The sequence below is a fragment of the Flavobacterium piscisymbiosum genome, from assembly GCF_020905295.1.
Taxonomy (GTDB): Bacteria; Bacteroidota; Bacteroidia; order Flavobacteriales; family Flavobacteriaceae; genus Flavobacterium; species Flavobacterium piscisymbiosum.
On record NZ_JAJJMM010000001.1, the window covers coordinates 667,612 to 681,634 of the forward strand.

The window sequence follows — 14,023 nt, forward strand, 5'->3', positions numbered from 1 at the left end:
CTTTTTGTAATTTTTTTTGTATATTTACGGTAATCAAAAAAATGCGATGGCAAAAAACTACTTTTATATTACATTCTTATTGGCTTTTTTCTTTACTATAAGTGTCTCGGCACAAGATAGTAAGCAATTACCAAAACCTCAAAGCGCAAGCACCATTGAGGGTTTAAGCTTGTACCCTAATCCCGTTAGTAACGGAAAAGTATATATCTCGTCTAAAAACGATTTAGAAAAAGAAATTATAATTTTTGATGTTTTGGGCAAAAAAGTACTTCAGACACATTTAAGTTCAAAAGAATTAAATGTATCAGAGCTGGTTCCCGGTGTTTACATCATTAAAATAAGCGAAGAAAATGCTTCTGCAACAAGAAAGCTCATTATTCGATAAGTTATAAAAAAAGCTCCTTTTCAGGAGCTTTTTTAGTTTTCAGTCACAGTCACAGTTTCACAACACACCAAAAACTGCAACTGAAAACCGCGACTAAAAACTAAAAACAATATCTTTGCACAAAAAAAGTTTTGATTACAGCCAACGATATATTTACGATTTCGAGTCAGAAACAATTTGAAAAGATAGCTTTAAAAGTGTTTCGTTTTCAACATGAGAATAACGTCGTATATCGTGATTTCTGCGATTTCCTAAAAGTCAATCCACAACAGGTAAAATCTTTGGAACAAATTCCATTTTTACCTATTCAGTTTTTCAAAAGTCATAATGTAGTTTCTACTACCGATCCGGCTCAGGTTACTTTTACCAGTAGCGGAACAACCGGAATGATTACAAGCCGACATATAGTGACCGATGTTTCCCTATATGAGGAAAGTTACCGCAATGGATTTTCGCAGTTTTACGGCAATATCGAAGACTATGTTGTTTTAGCCCTTTTACCGTCTTATCTCGAACGCGACGGCTCTTCGTTAATTTACATGATCGAAGATCTTATAAAGTTATCCAATCAGCCTGAAAGCGGGTTTTATTTACACAACCACGATGACTTAATTAAAAAACTCACCGCTCTTGACGAATCCGGTCAAAATGTTATTTTAATTGGTGTTACTTATGCCTTATTGGATTTGATTGAAAAACATCAATTCAACCTTCAAAACACCATAATTATGGAAACCGGAGGAATGAAAGGTAAACGTAAAGAAATGATTCGCGAAGAATTGCACGAGATTCTTTGCAAAGGTTTTGGCGTTACGGCAATTCACTCAGAATATGGCATGACCGAACTTTTAGGACAAGCGTATTCTCTAGGCGAAGGCGTATTCGAATGTCCGTCATGGATGCACATTTTAGTTCGTGATCCCGAAGATGCTCTCACTTACGTGAAAGATGGAAAAACCGGCGGAATAAACGTTATTGATTTGGCCAATATTAACTCTTGCTCTTTTATAGCTACGCAGGATTTGGGCAAAAAAAATCCCAACAACTCTTTCGAGGTATTGGGACGTTTTGATAATTCGGATATTCGTGGTTGTAATTTGATGGTGTTGTAGTTATTCGTAAATATCTTTTCGATGTCCTAAATCAATAACATCTATCAAAAGTACTTCATCGAATATTTCATAGATAACCCTATAATCACCAACTCTAATTCTATAACCTGGTCTTCCTTTTAATTTTTTATAACCTTTTGTCTTGGATTTTCAGATAAACTTCCAATTGCTGACAATATAGGATTTGCAATTGTATCAGATAATTCATCAATTTTCTTTTGTGCTTTTCTCGAAAAATCAATACTATACATTTGATCTTTTTGATTCTCTCGTTTTTATATAATCTTCAAAAGAAATTCTGAATCCATCATCACTTTTTTTGCCTCATCATATAATTTAACATCGTGCAAATCTTCGAATTGCTCAATCATTTTATTATATTTTTCAATTGGCAATAAAACAGCTATTTTGTTTCCTTTTTCGTCTGTTAAAAATTGCATTTCAAGTAAAGTTAATCAATTAAACCACTCTAATCACAAAATAATTCTTCTTACCACTTTGCAATAACACAAACTGATTATTAATTAAATCATTTGAAGTCAATACAAAATCTTCTTTTATTTTTTCTCTGTTTACTGAGATTGAGTTTGCTGTTAATGCACGTCTCGCTTCTCCGTTTGATTTAAAGAAACCTGTTTTTTCATTTAAAACAGTAACAATATCCAATCCGTTTTCTAAATCAGCTTTTGCGATTTCAGCTTGAGGAACTCCATCAAAAACTTCTAAAAAAGTAGTTTCATCTAATTTCTTCAAATCATCTGCAGTAGAATTTCCGAACAAAATATTCGAAGCCTGAATTGCTTTTTCTAATTCTTCTTCTGAGTGAACAAAAATTGTGATTTCTTCAGCTAGTTTCTTTTGCAAAACTCTTAAATGCGGAGCCGTTTTATGCTCTTCGATCAAAGCATCAATCGTTTCTTTATCTAAAAAAGTAAAAATCTTAATATATTTTTCAGCATCAACATCGGTTGAATTTACCCAAAATTGGTAAAATTTATATACCGAAGTTTTATCAGCATCCAGCCAAACGTTTCCACCTTCAGATTTTCCAAATTTAGATCCGTCTGCTTTTGTTATTAATGGAGTTGTAAGAGCAAAAGCTTTTGCATTTTCTCCACCCATTCTGCGCACTAATTCTGTACCTGTAGTGATATTTCCCCATTGGTCAGAACCTCCCATTTGCAGAACGCAATTGTTGTTTTTATATAAATGATAAAAATCGTAACCCTGAATTAATTGATAAGTAAACTCTGTAAAAGACATTCCTTCGCCTTCTCCGGCAAATCTCTTTTTTACTGAATCCTTCGCCATCATATAATTTACAGTGATACGTTTTCCAACTTCACGTGCAAAATCAATAAACGAGAATTCTTTCATCCAGTCATAGTTATTTACCATAACAGGAGCATTTTCTTCTTTTGAATTAAAGTCTAAGAAACGAGACAAAACACTTTTTATTCCCGCAACGTTTTTAGCCAAAGTTTCTTCGTTCAGCAAATTTCTTTCGTCAGATTTCCCAGATGGATCACCAATCATTCCGGTTGCGCCACCTACAAGGGCGATAGCTTTATGACCGGTTCTATTTAAGTGAACCAATAAAATAATCTGAACCATGCTACCAATATGTAGCGAATCTGCCGTTGGATCAAAACCTATATATGCCGTTGTTACCTCTTTAAGCAATTGTTCTTCCGTTCCTGGCATGCTATCATGATATAACCCGCGCCACTTTAATTCTTCAACTAGATTCTTCATTTTTAAAATAATTTGTGCAAATATAACGATTGTGAATTGAAAGCTCAAAAATGAATTGAGAGACAGTTTAAAATCGTGTCAAATTATACAGTAAAATCCTTTTTTCGAAAATAAGATGAGATATTAAAAAGTATTGCAATAAAAAAGCATAGAATACTAAAACATAAGAAATAAACCTTAGCCAGATCATTATCTGAATCTGATAACTGAATAAGTAAGAACAACATGAAAGATGCTGCTCCCAAAAACCACAATACCACCTTTCTCCTTTTTACATCAAATTTTGTCATTTTGCATAATTCTTATTAATTAAACACAATCACTTTAATATCAAACAAATTAAAAACAAATACAAAAGTAATACTTTTCTTTCTTTTTTAATTATATTTTATACAACTTTATAAATCAATTAAAAGAAATAATTTCGAAATACTAAATCATTCAATATCTTTACAAAATGGTATTAGTAACTGGAGGAACAGGTTTAGTAGGTGCACATTTATTACTTCATTTAATTGAAAATGGAGAAAATGTCAGGGCCATTTATCGAAACCAAAACAACATTCAAAAAACAAAATCAGTTTTTAAACTATATAAAAAAGGAGGTTTATTCGAAAAGATCAATTGGCTTGAAGCCGATATTCTTGATGTTCCTTCACTAGAAACTGCTTTTATCGATATTGACTACGTTTATCATTGTGCGGCTCTAATTTCTTTTGATCCTAAAGATGAAGATGCTTTAAGAAAAACTAATATAGAAGGAACAGCCAATATGGTTAATTTTTCTATTGCCAAAGGAATAAAGAAATTTTGCTACGTAAGCTCTATAGCCGCTTTAGGAGATATAGCACCACACGAAACTTATATTACCGAAGAAACCGACTGGAATCCTGAGAAACCCCACAGCGATTATGCGATTTCTAAATATGGTGCCGAAATGGAAGTTTGGCGTGCACTTCAGGAAGGTTTAGATATTATTATTATAAATCCGGGTGTAATTTTAGGACCAATTGCAGCAACAAAAATTTTCGATGAAGGAAGTGTCGAATTGTACCGAAAAGTAGCCAACGGACTTTCGTTCTATACTCTTGGAAGTACCGGTTTTATTGCCGTAGACGATGTGGTTCGAATTGCACATGAATTAATGAAAAGCGGCATCAAAAACGAGCGTTTTCCTTTAATTGCTGACAATATTGTTTTTCAGGATATTCTAAACACAATTGCTGATACTTTAAAAGTAAAAAGACCCAAAACTCATGCTAAACCGTTATTAATGAATTTTCTTTGGATGGCAGATTTGACATTCTCTACTTTGTTTTTTCAAAAGAGGCGTCTCACAAAAGCAACTGCAAAAGCTTCTTATTCTAAGAACTTGTACTCGAATGAAAAAATAAAAACCGCTCTGGGAACGGTTTTTTTAGATGTACATCAATACATAAAAGATATTTCGAGGTTATAAAACTATCTTTTTTTTTCTTGATTGTATTAATTGTTTTATCGGATCGATATTTATTTGCTGTTTTACAGGTTTCTTAATCGCTTCTTTAATAGAATAATCTTTTTCTTTCTTTTTCTTTTCTTTAGCTGCTTTTTTATCTTCGATTTTTACAATCGAATCTGTAGCTCTTTGATTTACAGCCAATCGCTTACCAATTTCATCAAACATTTCCTTGTATGCTTCATAATCGGTTGCGTAATACATATTGCTTTGGGCAAACTGTAAACTGTCGACTTTATACTTTTTCAAAATAAACTTTGTTGGATCAGTATCAATTGAATCTAACGAAAGCGGATTTTGATATTTCATCGCATCCAAAAGAGATAAATCATACATAATATCGATCATCTTTCCTCTCTCTATAAGTTTTGCAGGTTGTTTGACCAACTCTTTTTTACAACTTACAGAAAGAAACAAAACCAATATTATTACTATACAATTCTTCATTTCAGCTTTTTATCTATCAAACAATAATCTTTTTCCGTTGCGCAGGTCTTTTACTTTAAAATTATTATAAACCAATTCACCATTTACAAAAGTATGTGTAATTCTTGATTTAAAAGTAAAATTTTCAAAAGGTGACCATCCGCATTTTGCAAGGATATTTTCTGGTTTTACGCTCCAAGGCAAACTTGGATTTACAATTACCAAATCAGCAAAATAACCTTCTCTTATAAAACCTCTTTTTTCGATTTTGAAAATCTTAGCCGGATTGTGGCACATTTTCTCTACGATTTTTTCTACAGTAATTTTTCCCTGGTGATGCGCTTCGAACATTGCCACAACTGCATGTTGTACAAGTGGCCCTCCAGAAGGAGCATTCAAATACGATTGCATTTTTTCCTCTTTTGTATGAGGCGCGTGATCTGTAGCTATTACATCAATACGACCATCGTTTAAAGCTTTCCAAAGCTCAGCTCTGTCCTGGGCAGTTTTTACAGCAGGGTTCCATTTGATGAAATTTCCTTTTATTTTATAATCTTCATCGGTAAACCAAAGATGATGTACACAAACCTCAGCAGTAATTTTTTTATCTTCTAAAGGAATTTTATTCGTAAACAATTCCATTTCTTTCGCAGTTGAAAGGTGAAAGATATGCAAACGGGCTCCCGTTTTCTTTGCTAATGCCACAGCTTTTGATGATGAAATATAACAAGCCTCGGCACTACGAATCAAATGATGCGCTGTTACCGGAACATCATCACCATATTGCTCTTTAAAAGCGGCAAGGTTATTCTGAATCGTAGTTTCATCTTCGCAATGCACAGCAATTAACATGGGCGTGCTTGAGAATATTTTTTCTAAAGTCGCTTCGTTATCTACCAACATATTTCCGGTAGACGATCCTAAGAAAATCTTGATTCCGGCAACATTTTTCGGGTTAGTTTTTAGAACTTCCTCCAGATTATCATTGGTTGCCCCCATCATAAACGAATAATTCGCAAATGATTTCACGGCAGCAATTTGGTATTTATCTTCTAAAATTTCCTGAGTAACCGCATTAGGAACCGTATTAGGCTGTTCGATAAAAGAAGTAATTCCTCCCGCAACCGCAGCTCTCGATTCTGATTCGATATCTCCTTTATGTGTTAATCCCGGTTCTCTAAAATGCACCTGATCATCGATTGCGCCCGGCATTAAATAACTTCCTTCGGCATCAATCACTTTACAATCAGATGTTTTTAAGCTAATGCTGTCTGCAACTTCAACGATCAAATCGTTTTCGATCAGGACATCACCTTCAAAAATAGATCCTTCGTTTACAATTTTAGCATTCTTTATTAAAATCCTGTTCATCGCCATTGTGGTATTATAAGGTATTAACTAATTTTTTTAATCTAAGGGAAATTACACCCAGAATAGCTTCTTTGATAATAGCATTGCTCATTTTCGAAACTCCCTTGGTTCTGTCTGTAAAGATAATTGGAACTTCGGTAATTTGAAATTTAGCACAATAAGTCCTGTATTTCATTTCGATCTGAAAAGCATAACCTACAAATTTTATTTTATTAAGATTGATCTTTTCCAACACCTCTCTTTTATAGCAAACAAAACCTGCCGTGGCATCATGAATTTTCATTCCGGTAATAAACTTCACATAAACAGAGGCAAAATAAGACATTAAAACACGACTCAATGGCCAGTTTACCACATTTACACCTGTTACATAACGAGAGCCAATAGCCAGATCTGCCCCACCAAAATGGCAAGCATCAAATAATTTCTCAAGATCATTGGGGTTATGCGAAAAATCGGCATCCATTTCAAAAATGTAATCGTATTTGCGTTCAAGGGCCCATTTAAAACCATGAACATAAGCAGTACCTAAACCTGATTTTTTGGCTCTTTTTTCTAAAAACAACCTATCAGGAAATTCTTCCTGCAAAGCAATTACCTTATTTGCCGTAAAATCCGGCGAATTATCATCGATAATTAAAAGATGAAAAGGTTTGTGCTGAGAGAGTACAGCTCTAACTATACTTTCTATATTTTCAATTTCGTTATAAGTGGGGATTATGACAATACAATCATTCATTTTTCGGAGTAATTTCACCGCAAAAGTAAACTTTTTATGGCATTTGATTCATAATAAATTTATAATAAAAGTATTGAAACAAAAAATTACTAATTTTGTATCGTTATGATTGAACAACTTCACCCTCGAATTATCGAAAACAAAGACTGGGCAACACTTTTATTTGTGTTGACTTTTGCTGTTGTTGCTATGACTAAATCAGCTTATGAAACCAGATTTAGTGAATTTAGCAAGCTTATTTTCTCAGACAAATACGCAAAAATTTATCGTGATAACAACCATCTAAAAAGTAGTTTTACAGTTGGTTTGTTTTTTGTACAAGTTATTTCGTATGCTTTTTTCATTCAGTTGACAATGCATATTTTTTCAGAGAATGCTAAAACTGGAATTTATGATGTTTCAAAAACCGACTGGATTCTGTTTATTCAAATCGCCACATTTTTACTTTACTTTATTTTAGCGAAGTTTTTAATCGAAAAAATTGTAGCAACTTCATTCAATATTGATGAGTTTGCCGACCTTTTTAACTTACAAAAAGTTACATACAGAACTTATATTGGCGTTTTAGTGCTTCCTATTAATGCCATTTTGTTTTATTATGACAATATTCCTAAAATTATACCGCTCATAATCATAGGTATTTCGCTATGTATCAGTCTTTACTCATATTTTATTTCAATAAAAACATATCAAAACGCAATAATCAGCAAGTTATTTTATTTTATTTTATATCTTTGCGCTCTTGAAATAGCACCTTATTATTTTCTCTATTATTGGATTACAAAAGTAAGTGCTTAGAAAAAGTTTACAATATGAAAGTGAAAACAATTTTGGTGTCACAGCCTGAACCTAAAGTGGAAAATTCTCCTTACTTTGAGCTCCAACAAAAACACAAAATAAAAATTGATTTCAGACCATTTATTCATGTGGAAGGGGTTAATGCAAAAGAGATTCGATTACAAAAAATCGACCTTAATCATTATACTGCTATAATCTTGACAAGCCGTAATGCGGTAGATCATTTTTTTAGAGTAGCGGATGAAATGCGTTATAAAGTTCCTGAAGGATTGAAATATTTCTGCCAATCTGAAGCTGTTGCATTTTACCTGCAAAAGTATGTTGTGTATAGAAAACGTAAAATTTACGTTGGAGCAAAAGATTTTGCAGACTTATCACCTCTTATCAAAAAGTACAAAGACGAAAAGTTTTTGCTTCCTGCATCTGATCAACTAAATGCTGATGCTCCTATAACGTTAAACAATCTAAAAGTAGATTGGGCACAAGCTGTTTTTTACAAAACAGTAATGAGTGACTTATCTGATCTTGCAGATGTTTATTATGATGTTTTAGCATTCTTTAGTCCAACCGGAATTAAATCATTATTTAAAAACTTCCCGGACTTTAAGCAAAACGAGACCAGAATCGCTGTTTTTGGAAGCACAACTCAAAAAGAAGCTCTAGATCATGGTTTAAGAATTGATATTCTTGCTCCAACTCCGGAAACACCTTCTATGACAATGGCTTTAGAAAAATACATTAGCGAAGCAAACAAAGGAAAATAATCCTTTTTAAATACAATATCAAAAATTCCAAATTTCAACTTTACTGTTGGGATTTGGAATTTTTTATTTTAAATCACTTTCGATTTTAAGTATCTAAACACAATCATTGTCATCCCGAACTAGGGATCTCCGTAAGAAAATCCGTAAAGTAAACTACCTGTCTTTCTCGAGCTACTCGCGGAGATCCCTCGTTCCTCGGGATGACAAACTATACGATAATACTGTTATGAAAACAGATGTCCTAGCCCCGATAGAAGAGAAAATCCTTTTGTAGCGGTCCCGATAGCTATCGGGAGCCACAAAAGATTGGAACGGATAGCGGGATTAGCTCCTGAAAAAAAGTTTGGTTTTATCATAGAAATCGGCATGACAAAAATGCGCATAATAACTTTGAACATAAACATTTGTCAAAGTCCCCTTTGTTCTTTATTTAAATTTCACATTTTAAGAACTTCTCTTTATTTTCTTAATCTCTTAATGGTGAAAAAAAACTCAACGCTGAGAAAAATAATTCAAATCTTGATTTTTTAAATATTTTAAAGTTTTATTCCTAAATTTGATTTCTATTTTAAACCAAATCATCTAAATAAGTTTCAAACCACAACTATGAAAATCAACTCCCTTTTAATTGAAATTGACGGTATCGATAAAGAAATCCTGCGTTACTTAATGGATGATGCCAGAAAACCCATTTTGCAAATCGCCAATAAAATAGGCATTTCAGGAGCTGCGATTCATCAGCGTTTAAAGAAACTGGAACAATCGGGCGTTATATCAGGTTCTAAATTTACCGTAAACCCAAAAGTTTTAGGATACAATACTATGGCTTTCATTGGTGTTTATCTGGACAAAGCTTCCCGAAACTCCGAAGCCGTAAAAGATCTGAAAAAAATCCCCGAAGTTCTCGAATGTCACTATACAACCGGAAACTGGTCTGTATTAATAAAAATCATTTGTCGCGACAACGAACATTTAATGCAGCTTTTAAACACTAAAATTCAGGCTATAGAAGGTGTTTCAAGAACCGAAACATTTATTTCGCTGGATCAACAAATTGACAGACAAATTCAACTTTAAGGAAAGAAATTCCAATATAAAAAATTCCAAATTCAAATTCGAAATGAGAAGCTGGAATTCTACATCTAGTAAACGCGGCAGGTTTTAAAACCAGTCGCGTTTAAACTGCAATTAAATTAGGCAATGTGTCAATTTGATAATAAGATAATTTACGAAACCTTTATGACAAACATTAGACCCGAGATTAAAACTATTCTGTTTTTTATATTTTACTTTGTAATAGCATTTATCGCAGAAAAAACAAGCCCAAGTGGTGTTTGTACGCCAGGATTTGGCTTTTTACTGTTTTTACTTTCAATACCGGTAAGTATAATTTATTCATTAATTCTTTTTTTCAAATATCATAAATCAGAGAACAAACAATACTTAAACTCCGTTTTTATCATATCCGGAATTTGGGTTTTAGTATTTATCTTTTTAAGCTTCAGCAATTCATAAAAAACCCGATTAGCTTTAAAACTAATCGGGTTTATATCATGATCTAATTGACAAATAATCTATTTTTTTTAATTCCTTCTGCTTCCGGAATAAATCGAGATATAGTACAGCAACGTTGCAATTGATCCTATAGCCGCTACAACATACGTTCTTGCAGCCCATTTTAAAGCGTCTTTTGCTCCAGCCTGTTCTTCCTGTGTCAGCATGTGTTTATTTTCTAACCAGGCAAGCGCTCTGTTGCTCGCATCGTACTCTACAGGCAACGTTATAATGGTAAACAATGTAGTTGCGGCAAAAATCACGATTCCTACCAATAGTAATTGCGGAAAAGTCCTGATCATTAAAATTCCGGCCAGCAAAATCCATTGTACATAATTTGAGGCAATACTCACAATTGGCACCAGTTTAGAACGTAAAGCCAGCCATTCGTAACCTATAGAATGTTGCACAGCGTGACCACATTCGTGCGCCGCAACAGCCGCCGCAGCTGCATTACGATGATTGTAAACTGCCTCGCTTAAATTTACTGTTTTATCTGAAGGATTATAATGATCTGTTAATTGTCCCGGAGTTGAGATTACTCTAACATCAGTAATTCCATTATCAGCCAACATTTTTTCGGCAATTTCTGCACCACTCATTCCGTTTCTTAACTGTATTTTCGAATATAATTCAAACTTACTTTTGAGCTTTGAACTCACTAACCAGCTGAACAACATAATTGCTCCTGCAATAATTAAATATCCACTTCCCATATTTTCTTACTTTTATTTGATTGATTACTAAAGTTACAAAAGAAACTGCAATTTCTGAACCAATTTAAAAAAATGTCATTTTGGCATTTTACAGGACACTTTTTCAATCTAAAAGATTGTTTTTCAGCAGCAATGTTATTAATTCTGCGACATTTTTGGTTTTGTATTTTTGAAGAATATTTCGCCTGTGAGTCTGCACCGTTAAAAAGCTTAAAAAAAGTTCATCGGCAATTTCCTGGGTTTGTTTTCCTTTTGAAAGTAAAATGGCAATATCTTTTTCTCTTCGGCTCAAACTCGGAATAGTATCCAGATCTTCAGATAAAGGCTGACTTACGATTATTTTAACCTCATCACTAAACACAATTTCGCCTTCAATTGCTTTATTGATACAGTTTTTAAATTCATCAAACGAAGCACTTTTCAGGATATAACCATTTCCTCCATTCTGAATAAACTTCATTACTAAACTTCGTTCAGACTGACTGCTCATTCCGATAACAATTACCTGCGGAAATTTCTGTTTAATTGCTTTACATAAATCGATACCGGTTATTACCGGAAGAAAAATATCCATTAAAACCAAATCTACTTCGTTATTCTCTACATAATCCAAAAGCATAACGCCGGACTGCATTTTCTCGATAATTTCAATATTTTCTAAATCAGATAAAAGCCCTGAAATACCCGAAATCACGATAGGATGATCATCAACCACAACCATTTTATATTTTTTACTCATTTTCCTGATTTTCGTTGATTACATTTAATTCTATATAAGCAGACGTTCCCTGATTACGTTTACTATCAATCTCTAATTTCCCGTTCAGGAATTCCACGCGATTTTTAATATTTTTCAATCCCATTCCGTTTTTATTTTTCGGATCCAAAACATCAAAACCAACTCCATTATCTTCAACCGTAATAAAAAATACGTCTTTGTTTTGAGAGCATGAAACCAAAACCTGAGAAGCTTTTGCATACTTTAAAGCATTGTTTAATAGCTCCTGAATAATTCTATAAATCATGATTTCGGAATTTTTAGGAAGTCTTGATTTTTTTATCAAATACTGAAATTCAACTTTGGTAACAGCATTAGAATTTGCAGCGCATAAATCTCTTAAAGCATGTTCTAAACTCAATTCCAGCAAACTTTCGGGCATTAAATTCTGCGATATGTTTCGAAGTTCTTTTATCGAATTATCGAGCATAGCATCTACTCCGTTTACAGTTTCAGCATTTTCTTTTTTCGCGAGGTTCAAATGAATTTTTACACTCGAAAGCATACTTCCCAGACCATCGTGCAGCTCTCTGGCAATTCGTTTTCGCTCCATTTCTTCACCCTGAATCAAAGCCTTGGAAACTGAAAGTTTATGACGATTTTCAAAAGCAGACAATTCTTGCTTAAGGTTGATTTCTTTTTGAATACTTAATTTCTTTTGGTTTTTATTGAAAATCCACAAAAACAAAACAATCACAAGCAACAGAAAAGACAAACCTGCAAAAAGCAATGAATTCAAACGGTTGCTGTATACCATTAAAGCGGCTTTGTCGTTTAGCGATTGCAGCATCGTTATTTTTTTCTCACTTTCGGCTTTTTTATATTTTGCTTCAAGCTCTACAATTTCGCTTTTAAACTTAGTACCATTCAGGCTGTCATTTATTCTATTCGATTTATTTGAATAGAAATAAGCCTTATCATAATTTTTGGTTGCATTATAAACTTCAGACAACTTATTATAGTAATTCTTTTGATCAACAATAAAAGGTGTTTTTTCTAAAAGATACTCCAGATTGGCTTTTGCTTTATCATAGTTTTTTAATTTAAAATTTACTTCGTACTCTGCATATTTCAACCTGTTTAATGCGATTTGGTTTTGATGCTTTTCTGCCGATTTAATACCTTTCCCGTAACTCGCCAAAGCATCTGCATTTTTATTTAACCTGGCATAATACAATCCTTCAGAATAAAAATAAGAATCGTTTAAATTCGATTCAGGGAAATTCTTCAAGGTCGAAAATGCTTTATCAAGTACTTTTTGGGCATCATAAAAATGCTGTAACTCTACTAAATTTTCAGCATTAATAATATACGTTTCCATTTTTGACTCAGCCAGCGTTGGTGATTTTTTAATAGCTCTTTCGATATATTTCTGAGCTTCACTTAAATATTCACTCGCTTTTTCGCGTTCGTTGTTATTCATAAAAATAATAGCAACCGCTTTATACAATCCGCTTATCAATTCATAATCACGGCTTTTTTTAGCAGCAGGAATAGCTTCATTAATAAGCAGTTTCATATAACCCTTTTCGTTGTTCTTTCGTTGCTGCATGATACCGTAATTCTGCAGAATAATGGCACGGAGTCGAAATGCTTCGGTATTATAATACTTTTTTAGCTTATTGTTCCCTTCAAATAGCGCTTTTTCGAAGCCATCAGCATCACCTTTTTCTAAAAAACTATAAGCATTATAAAAGATTCCTGCATCATTTAAGAACGGAAATCTTCTTTTTAGTTTATTAGCCTGTTCTAAATATTCTTTTGATTTTTTGACATCCTGAACCATCAAATACATTTTAGACAACTTAAAGCTATACAAGCATTTAATACTATCTGACTTAGTGTTTTTGGCAATTTTAGCAATACTGTCTATATAAACCGAATCATCATCAAGAGAAAGAATTACCTGCGAATGCGAAACGGCAGATAAAAAAAGAAATAATATTAATAAGTAGATTTTCTTCATAAAGTGGTATTTATTCAAAAATATCAAATAAAAAAATGTTTAAAAAGCAATTACACCACTTTTACCTGATATCAGGTAATTCAAAATGCATTTTATCAGGTATTGTCATCTCATTTATAAGCGTCTAATTTTGTTTTAAATGAATGTTAACTAATAAACTA

Annotated in this window: 16 protein-coding genes; 6 read left to right on the plus strand and 10 right to left on the minus strand. The window is 33.0% G+C overall.

The window, feature by feature from the left end; all coding sequences use genetic code 11:
* Window positions 1–46: 46 nt before the first annotated feature.
* Entirely contained in the window at window positions 47–385 is a 339-nt protein-coding gene (locus LNP81_RS03140) for a T9SS type A sorting domain-containing protein (protein WP_230033365.1), read from the plus strand.
* 131 nt (window positions 386–516) lie between these two features.
* Window positions 517–1,497 (plus strand): LuxE/PaaK family acyltransferase, encoded by a 981-nt coding sequence (locus LNP81_RS03145; RefSeq protein ID WP_230033366.1) that lies wholly within the window; start codon window positions 517–519, stop codon window positions 1,495–1,497.
* On the opposite strand, the gene LNP81_RS27435 is transcribed toward LNP81_RS03145, so the two are convergent.
* From LNP81_RS27435 to tyrS, 4 genes are read right to left on the minus strand one after another with little or no spacing between them, the layout of a single operon-like run.
* Complete coding sequence (locus LNP81_RS27435; RefSeq protein WP_346432753.1) at window positions 1,498–1,596, minus strand: type II toxin-antitoxin system RelE family toxin; 99 nt, start codon at window positions 1,594–1,596, stop codon at window positions 1,498–1,500.
* A 20-nt stretch (window positions 1,597–1,616) separates the two neighbouring features.
* Window positions 1,617–1,748: a type II toxin-antitoxin system RelE family toxin gene (locus LNP81_RS27325; RefSeq protein WP_255700730.1), complete on the minus strand. Its 132-nt coding sequence runs from the start codon at window positions 1,746–1,748 to the stop codon at window positions 1,617–1,619.
* A gap of 24 nt (window positions 1,749–1,772) precedes the next feature.
* A complete protein-coding gene (locus tag LNP81_RS03150) occupies window positions 1,773–1,937 on the minus strand; it encodes a hypothetical protein (RefSeq protein ID WP_230033368.1) in 165 nt (54 codons plus the stop codon).
* A 19-nt stretch (window positions 1,938–1,956) separates the two neighbouring features.
* Window positions 1,957–3,252: a tyrosine--tRNA ligase gene (gene tyrS / locus LNP81_RS03155; RefSeq protein ID WP_230033370.1), complete on the minus strand. Its 1,296-nt coding sequence runs from the start codon at window positions 3,250–3,252 to the stop codon at window positions 1,957–1,959.
* A 457-nt stretch (window positions 3,253–3,709) separates the two neighbouring features.
* On the opposite strand from tyrS, the gene LNP81_RS03160 reads away from it, so the two are divergent.
* Window positions 3,710–4,711 (plus strand): NAD-dependent epimerase/dehydratase family protein, encoded by a 1,002-nt coding sequence (locus tag LNP81_RS03160; protein ID WP_230033372.1) that lies wholly within the window; start codon window positions 3,710–3,712, stop codon window positions 4,709–4,711.
* Here the strand turns inward: LNP81_RS03160 and LNP81_RS03165 are convergent.
* The 3 genes from LNP81_RS03165 to LNP81_RS03175 are packed head-to-tail and all read right to left on the minus strand — an operon-like array spanning window position 4,706 to window position 7,286.
* Entirely contained in the window at window positions 4,706–5,197 is a 492-nt protein-coding gene (locus LNP81_RS03165) for a DUF4296 domain-containing protein (protein WP_230033374.1), read from the minus strand. The genes LNP81_RS03160 and LNP81_RS03165 overlap by 6 nt on opposite strands.
* A gap of 9 nt (window positions 5,198–5,206) precedes the next feature.
* Window positions 5,207–6,547 (minus strand): dihydroorotase, encoded by a 1,341-nt coding sequence (locus tag LNP81_RS03170; RefSeq protein ID WP_230033376.1) that lies wholly within the window; start codon window positions 6,545–6,547, stop codon window positions 5,207–5,209.
* Window positions 6,548–6,560: 13 nt separating this feature from the next.
* The gene (locus LNP81_RS03175) at window positions 6,561–7,286 is read right to left on the minus strand and encodes a polyprenol monophosphomannose synthase (RefSeq protein WP_230033378.1); all 726 of its coding nucleotides are present in this window, start codon (window positions 7,284–7,286) and stop codon (window positions 6,561–6,563) included.
* Between the two features lie 105 nt (window positions 7,287–7,391).
* Here LNP81_RS03175 and LNP81_RS03180 point away from each other — a divergent pair, with 105 nt between their 5' ends.
* The 3 genes from LNP81_RS03180 (at window position 7,392) to LNP81_RS03190 (ending at window position 9,925) form a co-directional block, all read left to right on the plus strand.
* A complete protein-coding gene (locus tag LNP81_RS03180) occupies window positions 7,392–8,084 on the plus strand; it encodes a DUF4271 domain-containing protein (protein WP_230033380.1) in 693 nt (230 codons plus the stop codon).
* Window positions 8,085–8,098: 14 nt separating this feature from the next.
* The gene (locus LNP81_RS03185) at window positions 8,099–8,848 is read left to right on the plus strand and encodes a uroporphyrinogen-III synthase (RefSeq protein WP_230033383.1); all 750 of its coding nucleotides are present in this window, start codon (window positions 8,099–8,101) and stop codon (window positions 8,846–8,848) included.
* 606 nt (window positions 8,849–9,454) lie between these two features.
* Window positions 9,455–9,925: an Lrp/AsnC family transcriptional regulator gene (locus LNP81_RS03190; RefSeq protein WP_007811264.1), complete on the plus strand. Its 471-nt coding sequence runs from the start codon at window positions 9,455–9,457 to the stop codon at window positions 9,923–9,925.
* A gap of 506 nt (window positions 9,926–10,431) precedes the next feature.
* Here LNP81_RS03190 and LNP81_RS03195 read toward each other — a convergent pair.
* The 3 genes from LNP81_RS03195 to LNP81_RS03205 form a co-directional block, all read right to left on the minus strand.
* Window positions 10,432–11,118 (minus strand): zinc metallopeptidase, encoded by a 687-nt coding sequence (locus LNP81_RS03195; protein WP_230033385.1) that lies wholly within the window; start codon window positions 11,116–11,118, stop codon window positions 10,432–10,434.
* A 103-nt stretch (window positions 11,119–11,221) separates the two neighbouring features.
* Window positions 11,222–11,857 (minus strand): response regulator, encoded by a 636-nt coding sequence (locus tag LNP81_RS03200; protein ID WP_230033387.1) that lies wholly within the window; start codon window positions 11,855–11,857, stop codon window positions 11,222–11,224.
* Window positions 11,850–13,862, minus strand: a complete 2,013-nt coding sequence (locus tag LNP81_RS03205) for a tetratricopeptide repeat-containing sensor histidine kinase (protein ID WP_230033389.1) — start codon at window positions 13,860–13,862, stop codon at window positions 11,850–11,852. Before LNP81_RS03205 ends, LNP81_RS03200 begins: the two co-directional genes overlap by 8 nt.
* Window positions 13,863–14,023 lie beyond the last annotated feature (161 nt).

Bases quoted from the DNA above. Each gene is read 5' to 3' on its own strand.
- LNP81_RS03195 (WP_230033385.1), bottom strand. From the start codon at position 11,118: ATGGGAAGTGGATATTTAATTATTGCAGGAGCAATTATGTTGTTCAGC.
- LNP81_RS03165 (WP_230033374.1), bottom strand. From the start codon at position 5,197: ATGAAGAATTGTATAGTAATAATATTGGTTTTGTTTCTTTCTGTAAGT.
- tyrS (WP_230033370.1), bottom strand. From the start codon at position 3,252: ATGAAGAATCTAGTTGAAGAATTAAAGTGGCGCGGGTTATATCATGAT.
- LNP81_RS03160 (WP_230033372.1), top strand. From the start codon at position 3,710: ATGGTATTAGTAACTGGAGGAACAGGTTTAGTAGGTGCACATTTATTA.
- LNP81_RS03150 (WP_230033368.1), bottom strand. From the start codon at position 1,937: ATGCAATTTTTAACAGACGAAAAAGGAAACAAAATAGCTGTTTTATTG.
- LNP81_RS03185 (WP_230033383.1), top strand. From the start codon at position 8,099: ATGAAAGTGAAAACAATTTTGGTGTCACAGCCTGAACCTAAAGTGGAA.
- LNP81_RS03200 (WP_230033387.1), bottom strand. From the start codon at position 11,857: ATGAGTAAAAAATATAAAATGGTTGTGGTTGATGATCATCCTATCGTG.
- LNP81_RS03175 (WP_230033378.1), bottom strand. From the start codon at position 7,286: ATGAATGATTGTATTGTCATAATCCCCACTTATAACGAAATTGAAAAT.
- LNP81_RS27325 (WP_255700730.1), bottom strand. From the start codon at position 1,748: ATGTATAGTATTGATTTTTCGAGAAAAGCACAAAAGAAAATTGATGAA.
- LNP81_RS03170 (WP_230033376.1), bottom strand. From the start codon at position 6,547: ATGAACAGGATTTTAATAAAGAATGCTAAAATTGTAAACGAAGGATCT.
- LNP81_RS03180 (WP_230033380.1), top strand. From the start codon at position 7,392: ATGATTGAACAACTTCACCCTCGAATTATCGAAAACAAAGACTGGGCA.
- LNP81_RS03140 (WP_230033365.1), top strand. From the start codon at position 47: ATGGCAAAAAACTACTTTTATATTACATTCTTATTGGCTTTTTTCTTT.
- LNP81_RS03190 (WP_007811264.1), top strand. From the start codon at position 9,455: ATGAAAATCAACTCCCTTTTAATTGAAATTGACGGTATCGATAAAGAA.
- LNP81_RS03205 (WP_230033389.1), bottom strand. From the start codon at position 13,862: ATGAAGAAAATCTACTTATTAATATTATTTCTTTTTTTATCTGCCGTT.